Source organism: Actinomadura sp. NPDC048021 (assembly GCF_040653135.1).
Classification (GTDB): domain Bacteria; phylum Actinomycetota; class Actinomycetes; order Streptosporangiales; family Streptosporangiaceae; genus Spirillospora; species Spirillospora verrucosospora.
On sequence record NZ_JBEZJQ010000003.1, the window covers coordinates 142,766 to 157,730 of the forward strand.

Genomic DNA, 14,965 nt, shown 5'->3' on the forward strand with positions numbered 1-14,965 from the left:
CCGCGCGCGGCGCCCGCCCCGGCCCCCGTGCCACGCGCCCCCCCCGCGCCGGGGGGGGGGGGGGGGGGGCCCGCGCCCCCCCCCCCACCACCCCCTTACGAACTAGCTACTGCAGGTGCCACCGGCCCTGAAGGCGCCGTGCACCGGTCTCGTAGAACGTGTCGGAGGGGGTGATCTCACACCCCAGCGTCACCAGCACGTCGAGCAGCGGACTGCCCTCGGGAAGGTTGAAGCCGATCGTGACCGGCCCCGTGAAGAACTCGCCCGCCGACTCCACGAAGAGCCGCACGAGGTCCTTCCCGCTGTGGCCGGAGACCACGGCGAACATGTCCACGTGGAAGTCCTCGTCGGGGCCCACGTGCCGCTCCGACCACGACTGACTGATCCACCGCCCGCGCATGAAGGCGAGAACCTCCTCGCCCTCGGCCGCGACCAGGTAGACGGTCCGAACATCCTGGAAGGAGCGCTCCAGTGCGGGGGCCAGCCGCACCCAGTACGGGTTGCGGTCCGCCACCACGTCGCTCACGATCCGGCGGATGCCCTCCACATCGTGAGGATCCGCAATCTTGATTTCCATTGGTTTGTTCCTTTCGTTTGCTTCCCTAGGCTCCGGCCGCCCTTCCGGGCGCCGTCGCACTCATCGACCGTCCGAAGCCGGGCGGCTTTGTCACCTGGCTCGGGGCGCTGGGCGGCACTCCGATGGGGTCATCCGCGGCGCGTCGCGTGCTCGTCCAGTTCCAGATCGATGAAGGCGCCGATCATCGCCCGCCACACCGTCTCGGCGACCTCGGGCGAGAGCCCGGCGTCCGCGGCCCTGTCGCGCGCCAGCGCGACGACCCGCTCGACCCGGTCGGGGGCGCGGACGGCCCCCTCGTCGCGTTTGAAGGCGGCGGCCGCGCGGACCAGCCCCTCGCGTTCGGCCAGCAGCCGGACCAGCCGCCCGTCGAGGGCGTCGATCCGCGCACGCACCTCCGCGAGCGTCTCAGGAGTCTCCATGCGCGTCAGCATGCCGCACGGCTGATCACGAGGAGAGACGCAGCAGCAGGGCGAGGAGGGTCGCGCGGTCGTCCTCGGGCAGGGGCGCGAAGAGCTCGGCGAAGACCTCGTCGACGATCTGCCGGCCGGCGCCGAGGAGCTTCTCGCCGGCGGGCGTGAGGTGGTGCTCGACGCTGCGGTGCCGGCCCGGCCGCCGGTCGATCAGCCCCTGGGCGGCCAGGCGCCCGGCGAGCGTCCCGAACGCCTGCTCGCTCTGGAACGTCTCCGCCGCCAGGGCGCGGGCGGACGCCCCGGGTGCGCGGCCGATCGCGCGCAGGGCGTCCCACTGCGCGGGCGTCGTGCCGGCGGCGGCGAGGCGGTTGTCGAGCGCACGGTGCTGCCGGTGGTGGGCCTGCCTGAGCGCTCTTCCGAGTTCCTGCACTTCGACGGGCATGCGACAAGGGTAGGAGCGGCCGCCCGCCGCGTCCGTCAGCGACGCCTGGACGACGCGATGAGGTCCCGGTACCAGCCGTAGGACGTCTTCGGCGTGCGCTTCTGCGTCTCGTAGTCGACGTGGACGAGCCCGAAGCGGGGGTGGTAGCCCTCCGCCCATTCGAAGTTGTCCAGGAGCGACCAGGTGAAGTAGCCGCGGATGTCGACGCCCTCGTCGACGGCGGTCCGCACGGCGGCGATGTGGGCGTCCAGGAACGCGATGCGGGACGGGTCGTCCACGGCGCCGTCGGGACCGGGCTCGTCGGCGAACGAGCAGCCGTTCTCGGTGATGTAGACCGGCGGCAGGTCGTACCGCGAGTCGAGGGTGCGCAGCAGGTCCAGGAAGGCGTCCGGGACGATCGGCCAGCCCATCCCCGTCGTCGGGAACCCGGTGATGTCGACGATGTCGAATGGCAGCGGGCCCTCGGCCGGGGTCGCGATCCGTGTGGGGTGGTAGTAGTTCACCCCCAGGAAGTCGATGGGCGAGGCGATGACCGACATGTCCTCGGAGCGGATGAACGGCGCGTCCCCCATCAGGTCGGGGTAGCGGCCGAGCAGGACGGGGTCGGTGAACAGCCGGTTCATGAACGCGTCGAAGGCGTCGGCGGCGGGCCGGTCGGCGGGGGAGGCGGCCCAGGCCGGGGAGTAGTGGTTGGTCAGCCCGACCGTGCGCGCGCCCCGGCTGCGCAGGGCGTTGACGGCGAGGCCGTGGCCGAGGAGCTGGTGGTGGGCGGTGGGCAGCGCGTCGAGCAGGAGCGTCCTGCCCGGGGCGTAGACGCCGAACGCGTAGCCGTACGCGGTGACGACCACGGGCTCGTTCAGGGTTATCCACATGTCGACGCGGTCGGAGAGGCGCTCGGCCGCCAGGTAGGAGAATTCGGCGAACCGGTAGGCGGTGTCCCGCTCCATCCAGCCGCCGGCGTCTTCGAGCGGCTGCGGGAGGTCCCAGTGGTAGAGGGTGGCGGCGGGTGCGACGCCGGCGGCGAGCAGGCCGTCCACCAGCCGGTCGTAGAAGTCGAGCCCCTTGGCGTTGACGGCTCCGCTCCCGGAGGGCTGCACGCGCGGCCACGCGATCGAGAACCGGTACGCGTCGACGCCGAGGCCCGCCATCAGCGCGACGTCCTCGGGCCAGCGGTGGTAGTGGTCGCAGGCGACGTCGCCGGTGTGGCCGTCGCGGGTCCGCCCGGGCGTGTGGGAGAACGTGTCCCAGGTCGACGGTCCCCGCCCGTCCTCCCCGACCGCGCCCTCGATCTGGTAGGCGGCGGTGGCGACGCCCCAGCGGAAGTTCTCCGGAAGACCCATCCGCGCTTCCTTCCCCCATGGTCCGACCGAAAATGCGAATAGCCTTCGGATATTAGTGGCGGGGTGGTGCGGGCGGAAGACTCCCGCGACCCAGAGGTGTGGCACGCTGTGCATGCTCGGCACCCGCGCGTCCGAGGGACAATGGCAAGGTGACCGAGATCCGAACCCCGCTCCGCCGCCGTCCCGCCCAGCGCCGCAGCGCCGAACGCGTCCAGCGGATGCTGGACGCCTGCGCCGAGATCCTGGACGAGGACGGCTACGACGGCCTCACCACGACGCGCATCGCCCAGCGCGCCGAGGTGGCGATCGGCTCGGTGTACCAGTTCTTCCCCGACAAGCGGGCGGTCGCGCAGGCGCTCGCGCTGCGCAACCTGGAGGAGTTCGGCGAGCGGATCTCGGCGCGGCTCTCCGGTGGCCGGTTCGGCGACTGGTCCGACACCGTCGGCGCGATCATCGAGATCTTCGTGGAGATGCACCGGACCGTGCCCGGCTTCCGGGTGCTGCGCTTCGGCGACGTCGCCGACGTCAACCTCCTCGACTCCGACGCCGACAACAACGCGGTGGTCGCCGACCGGCTCCGCAGGATGATCGTGGACACCTTCGGCGTCCAGGACACCCCCGGCCTCGCCACCGCGCTCGCCATCGCGGTCGAGGCCGGCGACGCCGTGCTGAAGATGGCGTTCCGCCGCAGCCCGGACGGCGATCCGCTGATCGTCGCCGAGGCCGAGCGGCTGATCCACGGGTACCTGGCCGCGCACATCCAGGAGTCCTGACCCGGACATCGGACGCATCCGGAAAACGTCGGATGAAGGGGACCTGCTATGGCAGACTCCCCTCCGCAAACCGACACGGAACGGGTGAGTTCGCTGGACGAGGAAAGACTCCAGGCACAGCGCCGGCTGCTGATCCGGCAGCGGGTGCGCCTGATGGTGAACCAGTACGAGGTGCACGCGGAGGGGCCCGACGGCGGCGAGGGCGAGCTGCTCGCCTTCGCGCAGCAGAAGCGGCTGGCGTTCAAGGAGCAGGTCACCCTGTACTCGGACGACTCCAAGACGCGCCCGATCCTCGGGTTCAAGGCGCGCAAGCGCATCGACCTCGCCTCGGCGTACGACATCACCGACGCCCACGGGCAGCCCATCGGGGTGTTCCGCAAGGACTTCAAGAAGTCGCTGCTCGCCTCCACCTGGCACCTGGAGCAGCCGGGCCTCGGCGTGACGACCGGCAGCGAGCGCAACAAGTTCGTCGCCGTGCTGCGGCGCGTCTGGCAGTTCATCCCCTACGTCGAGAACCTGCCGTTCGCGTGGCCGTACCACTTCGACTTCTACGCCGGTGACCAGGTCGTCTTCAGCGTGGAGAAGAAGTTCGGCTTCCGCGACCGCTACATCGTCGAGATCAGCGATCCGCGCCTGGACCGCCGGCTCGTCATCGCCCAGGCCGTCGGCCTGGACGCCCTCCAGTCCCGCTGACCCCGGGCCCTGCCGCCCGCTCGCCCGCACCCCCGCCCGGGGGCGCGGGCGACCGCGTTCGGGGGGTCCGTGCCCGGCGACGCCCGCGTTCGGCGACGGCCGTGTTCGGTGGCTCCCGCGTCACGGGTTCCGGCGACTCCCTGGTTTAACCGGGCTTTACATGTTACGAAGGTATGTAAAGCCATGGGCGGTGCACACCCGCGTCGCGATCGTGCGGCGTCACCCCTGGAGGAGGATCCCCCCGTGAGTTCTCACGACCTCTACGCCACGCCGGTCCCGACCGACACGTGGAACGTACCGATGGCGGGCGACACCCGCTTCACCTGGGAGTACGACGAGGGCCGCGACCGGCTGCTGAACCTGTACCAGAAGGGCAAGGACAAGCAGTGGGACGCGCAGAAGCGCATCGACTGGGACCTTGAGGTCGATCCGATCAACATCGCCGGGCTGCCGGAGAACTTCAACCCGCTGTTCGGGTCCGACATCTGGGAAAAGATGTCGCAGAAGGAGAAGGACGAGTTCGGCCGCCACCAGGGCTCGTGGCTCTTCAGCCAGTTCCTGCACGGCGAGCAGGGCGCGCTGAACGTCTCGGCGCGGATCGTCCAGACCGTCCCCGACCTGGACTCGAAGTTCTACGCCGCCACCCAGACCATGGACGAGGCGCGGCACGTCGAGCTGTACGCGAAGTTCGTGCACGAGAAGATCGGCATGTACTACCCGGTCAACCAGGACCTGGCGAAGCTACTCGCCGAGTCGCTGGAGGACAGCCGCTGGGACCTGCCCTACCTCGGCATGCAGGTCCTGATCGAGGGGCTCGCGCTCGCCGCGTTCGGGCTGTACCGGGACATGTCGACCAACCCGCTGGTCAAGCAGCTCCTCGCGTACGTCATGCAGGACGAGGCGCGGCACGTCGCGTTCGGGCGGCTCGCGCTCAAGGACTACTACGCCGAGCTCACCGACAAGGAGCGGGCCGAGCGCGAGGAGTTCGTCGTCGAGGGCTGCTACCTGATGCGCGACCGCTTCAAGGGCCGCGAGGTCTTCGAGCAGCTCGACATGCCGGTCGAACGGTGCATGGAGTATGTCGACAACTCCGACATGTACACCCTCTATCAGTCGCTGCTCTTCAGCCGCATCGTCCCGTGCGTCCGGGACGTAGGCCTTTGGGGTGACAAGGTGCAGGCCGCCTACGAGGACATGGGCGTCCTCGACAACGCCAAGGCCGACCTCGAAGCCCTGATGCGGCAGGACGAGGAGATCGCCGAGAAGGTCGACGAGGAGCGCTACGCGACCGAGCTCGCGGCCCGCAAGGACGAGGTCGACGAGGCCATCTCCCTCGGCGCCGCCGAGTAGCCGGCGGGCCCGCGCGGGCGGGGGCGTCCCACGGGGCGCCCCCGCCCTTGTTTTATCGGAAATTGTCGGCATTTGGTATTTCGCCGAGCGTCTATGATCAGTTCATCTAGATCTTTCTGATTTCCCCAAGTCATTTTCGAATCGGCCGCATGCGGCACCGCGGTGTACTAGCGTCCCCGCTCGACGGTGCGCCGGGATTCACCAGCCGCTCGGGCGCACGCCGCATGTGCAGGGCCAATCCGAAAACCCCGGGGGAAAGAATGAACCGCTCCGCCAGAAGCCTGCTGAGGGTCTCCGTCCTCGCCTCGTTCGCCACCGCGCTCGCCGTGGCGGCCGCCCCGACGGACGCCGCGCCCGCGAAGGCGGCGCCGAGCGCGGCGGCGGGTCCGTCCACGCTCCTCCTCTACGAGACCGCCGCCACGGGCCATACCGTCATGCGCACGCTCCCGGACCCGGTCGCCGGGACGGGCGCCCGGACCGCCGCGCTGGGCGGCGGCGCCGCGAACGGGGTCCTCCGGGCCGCTCCGGCGGGCTCGGGGCTGCGCACCGCCCGCGCCCGCTGCCGGGTGCGCCCGGCCGAAGCGGTCGAGTCGAAGACCGGGCTGGCGCTGCCCGGCGCGCAGCTGCCGGCCGTCGGCCAGGCCCCGGTCGGCGGGCTTCCCCAGGGCGACTGCCCCGGTGCGACCCGCCGCGACGCGCGCGACCGCAGGCCGGGGACGGCGCTGCCCGTCCTGTCCGGCGGAGGCGGCGACGTCCCCGGGACGCTGCTCGGCGGCGCCGGCACGCTCGGCAAGGGCCTGCCCACCGGCAAGCTCCTGTCCGCCGGCAAGCTCGGCCGCCGCGAGGCCGCGCGGTCGGCCGTCCCGAACGGCCGCGCCGCCGAGACGCCCATCAGCCTGGCCGACCCGGGGCCGAGCTCCGGACTGCCGGGCGTCGGATCCCTGCTCGGCGGCGGGACGCTCGGCGGGCTGCCCCTCGGCCGGACGCTCTTCCCGTCGGCCGCCCGGTACGCCGGGCCCGCCCCGTCCGGCGACCTGGTCGGGCAGGCCAACGGCACCGTGAACAAGGCCGGCACCGGCCTCGCCCCGGCCGAGGGCGACGTCGGCCACGTGGTCGACGTGCTGAAGGCGCGTGACGGCGCCCGCAGGATGGCGGACGGCGGACCGGCGGACGGCCCGCTGTCCATGCCGGACGCGTCCGCGCTCGGCGTGCCGAAGGTGCCGGCGCTGCCGGCGGTTCCGCGCATCCCGGCCGCCCCCGGGCGCGGCTGACGCGCGGCCTGTCGTCCCAGCTCACGGGGCGGTCCGACGGAAGTGATCTTCCGCCGGACCGCCCCGTTCCGTTGTGCCGGATCCTTTGTTATCCGTCCGAGATCGGCGGTATACGCGCAGTAAAGACGATCTTGAAATGCGGTCACCCGGCGAAGTTGATCAGCTTCGGCGGGCAAAAGCTGAGGTGACAAATCCCACAAACAACGGCTCTACGTCTTGATCTGTGGAGGACACAACGTACGGTCAGGGACTTGTGCGGCGCTTCAGCGATTTCGATAAGTGAAGATGCCTTTCCAGCCGCACCTGCCGGACGCCGATCCGCGATCGAGCGGGCGCGCCTGAGAGAGCGGCGCGGGGCGGGCTGAGGAGCCCGCGGGCGGCGGGGGATCCGGGGGACGGCCGACGTCGCCTGGCCACGCCGCGAGAGAACGGCGGTCACATCCGCCTGGCGTCCGGGGTCCTGTCCCCTAACAAAGGACTCCTCTGTGGGTAGCCCTGTCAGGCGCCGTCTTCGAGCGCGCCTACGCACCATCCTGATCGTCTCCGGCGCCGCCGTCGCCGTCCTGGCCGTGGGCGCGTTCGCCCTGGCCGGGCGCGAAGGCCCCGCCGACTCGGCGCAGGCGGCGCAGACCGCGCCGCAGGCCGCCGACCCGCTGGCGGACCGTCCGCACGGCGAGCCGACCCGGGCCGGCCGAGGCCGGCCCCGCACTCCTGAGCCGTCGCCTTCGAAGACTCCCAAGAAGGGCAAGAAGAAGTCGTCGAAGGCGGACGCCCAGGTCGCGAACCTGGCGAAGCGCAAGAAGAAGAAGCAGGACAAGGTCGTGGAGTCGGGTTCCTGCGAAGCCTCCTACTACTGGGAGGGGCAGATGACCGCGAGCGGGGAGCGCTTCGACCCGACCGAGCTGACGGCGGCGCACAAGACGCTGCCGATGGGGTCGAAGGTCCGCGTGACCAACAAGAACAACGACCGTTCGGTCGTCGTCCGCATCAACGACCGCGGCCCGTACGCGGGCGGACGCTGCCTGGACCTGTCCAAGGCCGCCATGAAGAAGGTCGGCGGCACCGGATCGGGTGTCATTCCCGTCCGGTACGAGGTCCTGTCCAAGGGCTGATCTCGTCGTTTCCCACCCACCCGCCCGGCGGGCGCGTCAGCGCGCCCGCCGGGCGGTCACAGCCCGTGTCCCAGCCCGGCGCCCGTCCGGGCGTCCGGAACGTTCCCGGCGCCGGACGACCACGAACCGTGGCGCCGCTCCATCGGCTGCGTGTCGCCGTTCGCCTCGGCCGGTCCGCCGGCGGGCGCGGCCTGTGCGGCCTCGGCCGCCGCGGGCGTGAGCGTGGCGAGGCGGTCGCGGAACCAGTCGGTGAGGACGCCGTCGACCCGGACGGCCTCGGTGATCGGCGGGCGCGGCTCGGTGCCGGGCTCGGCGGCCAGCGCGTGCCCCATCCGGAACGTGGTGGACTCCGCCTGGCCGCCGTGCCTGCGCAGCTCGTCGCGGAGAGCCGTGATCTCCCGCGCGGGGACGACGCGGTCCTTGGCGCCGCCGACGAGCAGGACCGGGACGTCGCGTCCGGCGATGTCGGCGGCGAGCGCCCCGAGGTCGAGCCGGTCGGCGAGCGCGACGGCGCGCTCGCTCCAGGCGCGTTCCGAACCGGACCGCTTCTCCACCGCCCGCGCGGCCCGCGCCGGGGCGACGACGGGGGCGACCAGCGCGGCGGTGCTCACCGGGACCGCACCGTGCGCGACCGCGAGCAGGGCGGCCGCGGCGCCCGCGCTGAAGCCCGCGAGGCCGACCGGCCCGTCCGGGACGTCGAGGTCGCGGCGGATCTGCGCGAGCGCGTCGGGCAGCCGCCGGACGGCGTTCTCCAGGGCCGCGCCGTACGCCTCGATGCTCTCGGTCTCCAGGATCGCGCCGGAGCCGAGACCGCCGGGCGAGCGGCCGGGCAGGTCGAGGTAGACGCGCCACACGGGCACGCCCGTCATCGGGATCGCCGTCGCCAGGGCGCTCGCAGTCCGGGGCGGGTCGAAGCCGGGCCAGGCCACGATGAGCCGGGTCGGGCCGGACGCGGTCGCGTCGACGGCCGTCGGGGGCAGCGCGACGTAGGCGTCGCCTGCCGCGGTGCCGTGGACGGGGCGGTTCGTATGGTCGCCGCTCATATCGGTACGTCAGCTCCTGCGATGCTCGACGGGCCATGCCGGTCGTGCCGGGCGGAGGCGGCGCTCCCCCCGGATCCCCCATGCTCGCAGCGCACGCCAGCCGACACGCCGCGAACCGCCGCACGCCGACCACGAGAGTGATGAACACCTCACCCGAGGTCACGCGGATGGGCGTGACCACCGGATTCGCTCGTCGACCCTTTCGCCGGGGCCGGAATGGTGCGGCTGTGACCCGCGCCTCATGATCGATCGAAGGGAACAAACCCGGCACTCGTCGCGTCCTAGTCGTACGTGGGCGTTGCGGGGGCGCGCCCTCACAGACGTTCCGATACAAGGAGTGCTGGTGGACAGGAAGCGCAGTGCGGCCGCCGCCGGGCAGGCCTGGCATATCTACCGCGAGACGCTCGAACCCGACGCACCGGGATTCTGGGAGCGCGTCCGCGCCGTCCCCAGGATGCTGAAGTCCGTCCTGCGCGGGCAGTACAAGGGCATGTCCTTCGGGACGCTCGGACTGCTCGCCCTGGGGCTCGTCTACATCATCTCCCCGATCGACGCCATTCCCGATGTCATCCCCGTCGTGGGCATCGCCGACGACACCGGCCTGGCCCTCTGGCTGGCCACCGTCCTGGTGAAGTCCGCGGGCGACTTCGTCGCCTGGGAGCGCGGCGGACGCCCCACCGTCATCGTCGGCGAGCCCGTCGACTGACGGGCGCACGACCTCAGGAAGTGGTCGGGCCGAGCTCCTTGGCGAACCGGTCGGCTGCGTCGCGCATGATGGGCACGACGCTCGGAACGGCCTCGTGCGTCATCCGTCCGGAAGGCCCCGACACCGAGATCGCCGTCAGCGTCGGCGCGCCTTGCAGCGCCACCGCGACGCAGCGGACCCCGATCTCCTGCTCCTCGTCGTCCAGCGCGTAGCCCTGCTGGCGGATCTGGTCCAGTTCCGCCAGCAGGGCTTCCGCGTCTGTGAAGGTGTTGGGCGTGTGCGCGTCCATGCCCGTCCGGGCGAGGATCTCGCGGACCCGCTGGTCGGGCAGTTGCGCCAGGAGCGCTTTCCCCACGCCCGTGCAGTGCGGCTGGACCCGCCGCCCCACCTCGGTGAACATCCGCATCGAGTGCTTGGACGGCACCTGCGCCACGTACACGGCCTCGTCCCCTTCCAGGACCGCCATGTTGGCCGTCTCCCCGACCTCCTCGACCAGCCGGGCCAGCACCGGGCGCGCCCACGTGCCGAGCAGGCGGCTCGCGCCCTCGCCGAGCCGGATGAGGCGCGGGCCCAGGGCGTAGCGCTTGGACGGCTCCTGCCGGACGTACCCCTGGTTGACCAGCGTCCGCATCAGCCGGTAGATCGTCGGCATCGGCAGCCCCGAGGCCTCCGTCAGCTCCGACAGCGCCATCTCCCCGCCCGCGTCCGCCAGATGCTCCAGCAGCTCGAACGCGCGGGCCAGCGACCGAACGCCCTCCGTCACCCGTGACTCCTCTCCTAGCGACCACCCGATTCTACGGAGATGCGATTTCACTGTGCGAAAGAGGGTGGGTTGGCGCGATGCGGCACGTTACTTCGGCGAGTGACTTGGCAATAACTCCTTGTGTCCGACATCGCGGCACCGCCCCCCGGGTGGCCGTGAGGAACCGCTAGGGGGAGCGTGTGCGAGGGGAGCGTCGTAGAGCCCGCTGGGGCGCGATCACGGTGAGCAGCGCGCTGGCCGCACCGCTCACGCTGTTGAGCCCCGCCGCTCAGGCGATACCGGAGGCGGCCCCGTCCAAGGTGAGGCTGCGCGTGTCCATGACACCCGGCGGCGTCACCATCCAGGGATCCGAATACACGCTGCCCTTCACCGTCCGGGTGCGCACCGAGGGCGGCGTAGCCCGCAACGTTGGCCTGCGTCTCACGGCTGACCGCCCGTTGTCCTGGACGAGCCGCACGCCCGATTGCTCGCCCCTTGGCTCCGGCCAGGGGCTGCGCTGCACACTGGGCGATGTGGGTTCGGGTGGGCGTCTGCGCAGCGGGACCGTCCGATTCCCAGAATCGATGGTGAAGGGACCGTCCGCGAAGCCGCTGAGCATCCTCGCCGTAGCGGACGCCTCCAACGCCCCACGCCGCTCGGCCCGCGCGGTCTTCGACTTCTCCAAAGCCGCCCGGAACGCGCTGAACGGCACGTCACCGGATCCGTCCACGGGTGATGAGCCCACGCCCTGCGCCGACGACAGGGCGAGCCGCGCAGCCAACTGGTGCCAGACGAAGCCGCCCCGCTGCGAGCAAAGCAACACCACCACGCCCCTCCAGTCATGCACGACGCCCTCTGGCAGCGATCCCATACCTGTCGCCAAGCAGAACCAAAGTCCGCAGCCTGGCGAGGACGGCGTGTCGACGCCTTGCGTTGCTGATGGCTCCGACAAGAGCGGCCGCCCGTGCAGCTCGGCAACGGGCGGGGAGCCCGTACCCGTTGCCAAGCCGAAGCAGAGTTCGCAGCCCGGTGTGGGTGGCGCGTCGGCGTCTTGCGTTGTTGGTGGCTCGGGCAAGAGCGGTGGGCCGTGTGTGTCGTCCAGTGGGGAGTCGACCCACGGTGTTAAGCCGAGTCCCAGTCGGAAGCCGACTCCGGGCAGTGCGCCTACGCGTAGTGCTAAGCCGACCCCGAAGGCCCATCCGCGCCCGGTGGGGCCGGGCGGGCCGTCTACGCCTTGTGTGGGTGGCAGCACGACGGTGAACGGGTGGCCGTGTCCGACGACGGTTGAGGGGAAGACGCCTCACAACGCTGTGCCGTCCCAGAGCGACAAGCCGCGCCAGAGCGCGAAGCCACCGGCTAGCGTCCTGCCACCTCACAGCGCGAAGCCGTCTCACAGCGCGAAGCCGTCTCACAGCGCGAAGCCGTCTCACAGCGCGAAGCCGTCTGACGATGCGGAGCCGTCCGCAGGTGCGGAGCCGTCTGATGATGCGAAGCCATCCGAGGATGTGAAGCCGTCCGCAGGTGCGGAGCCGAGTGTTGGCAGCGAGCCGTCGCGCGGCCCGAAGTCTTCGCAGGGCGTTGAGCCGAGTGTGAGCGCCAAGCCGGGGGAGACCGGGGAGCCGGGCCAGGGCGGTGAGCCGCAGGCAGGTGCTCAGCCGGACGGGGGCGGTCTGCCTCCGGCAGCCGGGCCTGGTGTGGACGGGCCTGGGGCGCCGGGGATGGGGCAGCCGAGTGCCGGGGTTCCGGTTGCTCCGAACCTGCCCGGACAGGCGCCGTCGGCGCCCGTCGTCCTGCCGCCCGTGAAGCCTCCGAACCTGCCGCCGGTGGCCGATGCGAGTCATACGAGCCTGATGTCCCCGACCAGTGCGGAGGAGGGGGACGGGACCGACTGGGCGGTCGTCCTCGCCGTGGCCCTGGTGGCCGAGATCGGCCTTCTGTGGGGCGCGGCCTGCATCGTGGTGGCGCGGCGCCGGGGGGCGCTCAGCCGCGCCGAGTCCCGGGCAGAGCAGGACAGAACGGGCTGATGCCGACGAAGGGGTCGGGGCGAATCGATCGGCTGCGCACCCCGGTCCGGCGTCCGAATCGGCGGATGAGTGTCCTGGTATCGACCCGAAAAGGGCTCGGTGTCAGTATGCTGACCGGCAACGGTAAACGCGGGCGTGACGGACAGGGGATCCGGTATGTCAGACGCGACGCTGCAGTGCCCGAAGTGCGACTCCACGCTCGACACCCACGAACGCCACGGGGTCGTGATCGAGGAATGCCCGGGATGCAAGGGCGTCTTCCTCGATCGCGGCGAGCTGGAGCAGCTCATCGACGCGGAGAGCCGCTACCTCGCCGAACTCCCGGACGAGGTGAACCCGGAGACGACGTACCAGGGGCGGCACCGCCGGGGCATCATGCAGCAGATCTTCTCCGCCGGGCAGTAGTCCCGGGCACGGTCGGTGACCGGCCGGAAGCCCAGGTGTGAAAGGGGATTTCCTCTTGTCACGGGGATGACAAACCGTGCTTCGGCGAATGTGACCGCGAGCTAATATCGCCCACTGACTACCATCCGGTAGCTTTGTGATCATCGTCGGTCCCCCGGGGGCGTCCAGACAGAGTCGTCCGGCAGGCGCGGCGCACCTTCGCCGGCGGAGTGCGACCCCCTCACAGCACCGTCCACGGCCCCGTCCGGCCCGTCCCCTCGGGAGATGATCAATGGCATTGGGCTCGCTGCTTCCCGAACTCCTGCCCGGCGGCTCCGGCCGCACCCCGCTGATCGAGCGGGTCGCGCGGTGGGCGAGGGAGAAGCCGGACGCCCCGGCCTACACCTTCGTCGACTACTCGGCCGACCCGTCGGGCACGCACCTCACGCTGAGCTGGGCCGAGACCGACCGGCGGGCGCGCGCGACGGCGGTGGCGCTCCGGCAGGTCACCGGGCCCGGGGAGCGCGCCGCGCTGCTGCTGCCGCAGACGCTCGACTACATGATGACCATGCTCGGCGCCCTGTACGCGCACGTCATCGCCGTCCCGCTGTTCTCCCCCGACCTGCCGGGCCACGCCGACCGGCTGATCGGCGCCTACACCGACGCCGAGCCCGCGGTGATCGTCACGACGCGGAACGCGCTGCCGCACGTGGAGAAGTTCCTCGCCGACCACGACGTCCCGCAGCCGAAGGAGATCCTGTTCGCCGAGGAGGTCGACCTCGCCCTGGCCGACCGCTGGCGGGACGAGACGGTCGCGTTCGACGACGTCGCCTACCTGCAGTACACGTCGGGATCGACGCGCCGTCCGGCCGGGGTGGAGATCACCCACGGGAACGTGACGGCGAACGCCGCGCAGCTGTGGGCCGGGTGGGCGCCCGAGAAGCCGGATCCCGAGCTGGTGAGCTGGCTGCCGCTGTTCCACGACATGGGGCTGATCGCGACGATGGCGCTGCCGCTGGTGCGCGGCGACCACGCCATCTACACCGACCCCGTCTCGTTCATCATGAACCCGATGCGGTGGCTCCAGCTCATCGCGGAGCGCCCCGGCAAGAACGTCTACACCGCCGGGCCGAACTTCGCCTACGAGTACGTCGCGTCCATGGCCTCGCCGGAGAAGATCGCCGACCTGGACCTGTCCGGGCTGACGACCTGCCTGAACGGCGCGGAGCCGATCCGCACCTCGACGCTGTCGACGTTCGCCGACGCGCTGGCGCCGGCCGGGCTGCGTCCCGGCGCGCAGGCCCCGGGCTACGGGCTGGCCGAGGCGACCGTGTTCGTCACGGCCGCCGCCGAGGACGTCCCGCCGAAGATCATCTCCGTGGACCGGGAGGCGCTCACCCAGGGCGACCTGCGGCTCCGCGAGGACGGCGCGGAGGGGACGACCGCGCTGGTGTCGTGCGGGCGCCCGTGCGGGCAGATCGTCGCGATCGTCGACCCCGAGGCCCGCGTCGAGCAGCCGGACGGGCGGGTCGGCGAGATCTGGGTGCACGGCCCCAACACGGCGCCCGGCTACTGGCGCAACTCCGAGCGGAGCCAGGAGACGTTCGGCGGCGAGCTGTCCGAGCCCGGGAACCTGCCGTCCGGGCCGTGGATGAAGACCGGTGACTACGGGGTCGTCCACGAGGGCGAGCTCTATGTGACCGGCCGTATCAAGGACCTCATCATCGTGGACGGCCGCAACCACTACCCGCAGGACATCGAGGTCACCGCGCAGGAGGCCCACCCGGCGGTCCGCCCCGACCACGTGGCCGCGTTCGCGCTCACCGGGGAGGAGACCGAGCGGCTCGTGGTCGTCGCCGAGCGCAACCGCCGCGTCCCCCTCGGGCGGCTCGACGTGGACGAGGTGGAGTCGGCGGTCCGCGCGGCCGTCAACGTCGAGCACGAGATGAGCGTCCACGCGTTCGTGTTGATCGAACCGGGTGGCGTGTCGCGCACCTCCAGCGGGAAGATCGCACGGGCCGCGACCCGGCAGCGCTACCTGGACGGCGACCTGGCGACGACCGCGGAGCGCCTGGCGTCTCGCAGGTGACGACGGAAC

General features: G+C 71.5%; 15 protein-coding genes. 9 read left to right on the forward strand and 6 right to left on the reverse strand.

Annotated features, from left to right (window positions below):
• Positions 1–106: 106 nt before the first annotated feature.
• The 4 genes from AB0C87_RS06545 to AB0C87_RS06560 all read right to left on the reverse strand — a co-directional run bounded on the left by AB0C87_RS06545 (position 107) and on the right by AB0C87_RS06560 (position 2,769).
• Positions 107–577 (reverse strand): hypothetical protein, encoded by a 471-nt coding sequence (locus AB0C87_RS06545; RefSeq protein ID WP_360576748.1) that lies wholly within the window; start codon positions 575–577, stop codon positions 107–109.
• A gap of 128 nt (positions 578–705) precedes the next feature.
• Positions 706–996 (reverse strand): chorismate mutase, encoded by a 291-nt coding sequence (locus AB0C87_RS06550; protein WP_360576749.1) that lies wholly within the window; start codon positions 994–996, stop codon positions 706–708.
• A gap of 25 nt (positions 997–1,021) precedes the next feature.
• Positions 1,022–1,429, reverse strand: a complete 408-nt coding sequence (locus tag AB0C87_RS06555; RefSeq protein ID WP_345180502.1) for a MarR family winged helix-turn-helix transcriptional regulator — start codon at positions 1,427–1,429, stop codon at positions 1,022–1,024.
• A gap of 35 nt (positions 1,430–1,464) precedes the next feature.
• Positions 1,465–2,769: a GH1 family beta-glucosidase gene (locus AB0C87_RS06560; RefSeq protein ID WP_360576750.1), complete on the reverse strand. Its 1,305-nt coding sequence runs from the start codon at positions 2,767–2,769 to the stop codon at positions 1,465–1,467.
• 149 nt (positions 2,770–2,918) lie between these two features.
• Between AB0C87_RS06560 and AB0C87_RS06565 the strand changes: the two genes are divergently transcribed.
• The 5 genes from AB0C87_RS06565 to AB0C87_RS06585 all read left to right on the forward strand — a co-directional run bounded on the left by AB0C87_RS06565 (position 2,919) and on the right by AB0C87_RS06585 (position 7,968).
• On the forward strand, positions 2,919–3,542 hold the full coding sequence (locus AB0C87_RS06565) for a TetR/AcrR family transcriptional regulator (RefSeq protein WP_345180498.1): 624 nt from the start codon (positions 2,919–2,921) through the stop codon (positions 3,540–3,542).
• Positions 3,543–3,626: 84 nt separating this feature from the next.
• Positions 3,627–4,235: a hypothetical protein gene (locus tag AB0C87_RS06570; protein ID WP_345180496.1), complete on the forward strand. Its 609-nt coding sequence runs from the start codon at positions 3,627–3,629 to the stop codon at positions 4,233–4,235.
• A gap of 243 nt (positions 4,236–4,478) precedes the next feature.
• A complete protein-coding gene (locus tag AB0C87_RS06575; RefSeq protein ID WP_360576751.1) occupies positions 4,479–5,585 on the forward strand; it encodes a ferritin-like domain-containing protein in 1,107 nt (368 codons plus the stop codon).
• A 260-nt stretch (positions 5,586–5,845) separates the two neighbouring features.
• Entirely contained in the window at positions 5,846–6,856 is a 1,011-nt protein-coding gene (locus AB0C87_RS06580) for a hypothetical protein (protein WP_353832562.1), read from the forward strand.
• Between the two features lie 485 nt (positions 6,857–7,341).
• Complete coding sequence (locus AB0C87_RS06585; RefSeq protein ID WP_345180490.1) at positions 7,342–7,968, forward strand: septal ring lytic transglycosylase RlpA family protein; 627 nt, start codon at positions 7,342–7,344, stop codon at positions 7,966–7,968.
• Between the two features lie 56 nt (positions 7,969–8,024).
• On the opposite strand, the gene AB0C87_RS06590 is transcribed toward AB0C87_RS06585, so the two are convergent.
• Entirely contained in the window at positions 8,025–9,011 is a 987-nt protein-coding gene (locus AB0C87_RS06590) for a hypothetical protein (RefSeq protein ID WP_360576752.1), read from the reverse strand.
• A 343-nt stretch (positions 9,012–9,354) separates the two neighbouring features.
• Between AB0C87_RS06590 and AB0C87_RS06595 the strand changes: the two genes are divergently transcribed.
• On the forward strand, positions 9,355–9,717 hold the full coding sequence (locus AB0C87_RS06595; RefSeq protein ID WP_089311049.1) for a YkvA family protein: 363 nt from the start codon (positions 9,355–9,357) through the stop codon (positions 9,715–9,717).
• Positions 9,718–9,730: 13 nt separating this feature from the next.
• Here the strand turns inward: AB0C87_RS06595 and AB0C87_RS06600 are convergent, their stop codons facing one another.
• Positions 9,731–10,480, reverse strand: a complete 750-nt coding sequence (locus AB0C87_RS06600) for an IclR family transcriptional regulator (protein WP_360576753.1) — start codon at positions 10,478–10,480, stop codon at positions 9,731–9,733.
• A gap of 1,829 nt (positions 10,481–12,309) precedes the next feature.
• Here AB0C87_RS06600 and AB0C87_RS06605 point away from each other — a divergent pair.
• The 3 genes from AB0C87_RS06605 to AB0C87_RS06615 all read left to right on the forward strand — a co-directional run bounded on the left by AB0C87_RS06605 (position 12,310) and on the right by AB0C87_RS06615 (position 14,956).
• A complete protein-coding gene (locus AB0C87_RS06605) occupies positions 12,310–12,483 on the forward strand; it encodes a hypothetical protein (RefSeq protein WP_345180450.1) in 174 nt (57 codons plus the stop codon).
• Positions 12,484–12,639: 156 nt separating this feature from the next.
• The gene (locus AB0C87_RS06610; RefSeq protein WP_345180448.1) at positions 12,640–12,888 is read left to right on the forward strand and encodes a zf-TFIIB domain-containing protein; all 249 of its coding nucleotides are present in this window, start codon (positions 12,640–12,642) and stop codon (positions 12,886–12,888) included.
• Between the two features lie 271 nt (positions 12,889–13,159).
• On the forward strand, positions 13,160–14,956 hold the full coding sequence (locus AB0C87_RS06615) for a fatty acyl-AMP ligase (RefSeq protein WP_345180445.1): 1,797 nt from the start codon (positions 13,160–13,162) through the stop codon (positions 14,954–14,956).
• Positions 14,957–14,965 lie beyond the last annotated feature (9 nt).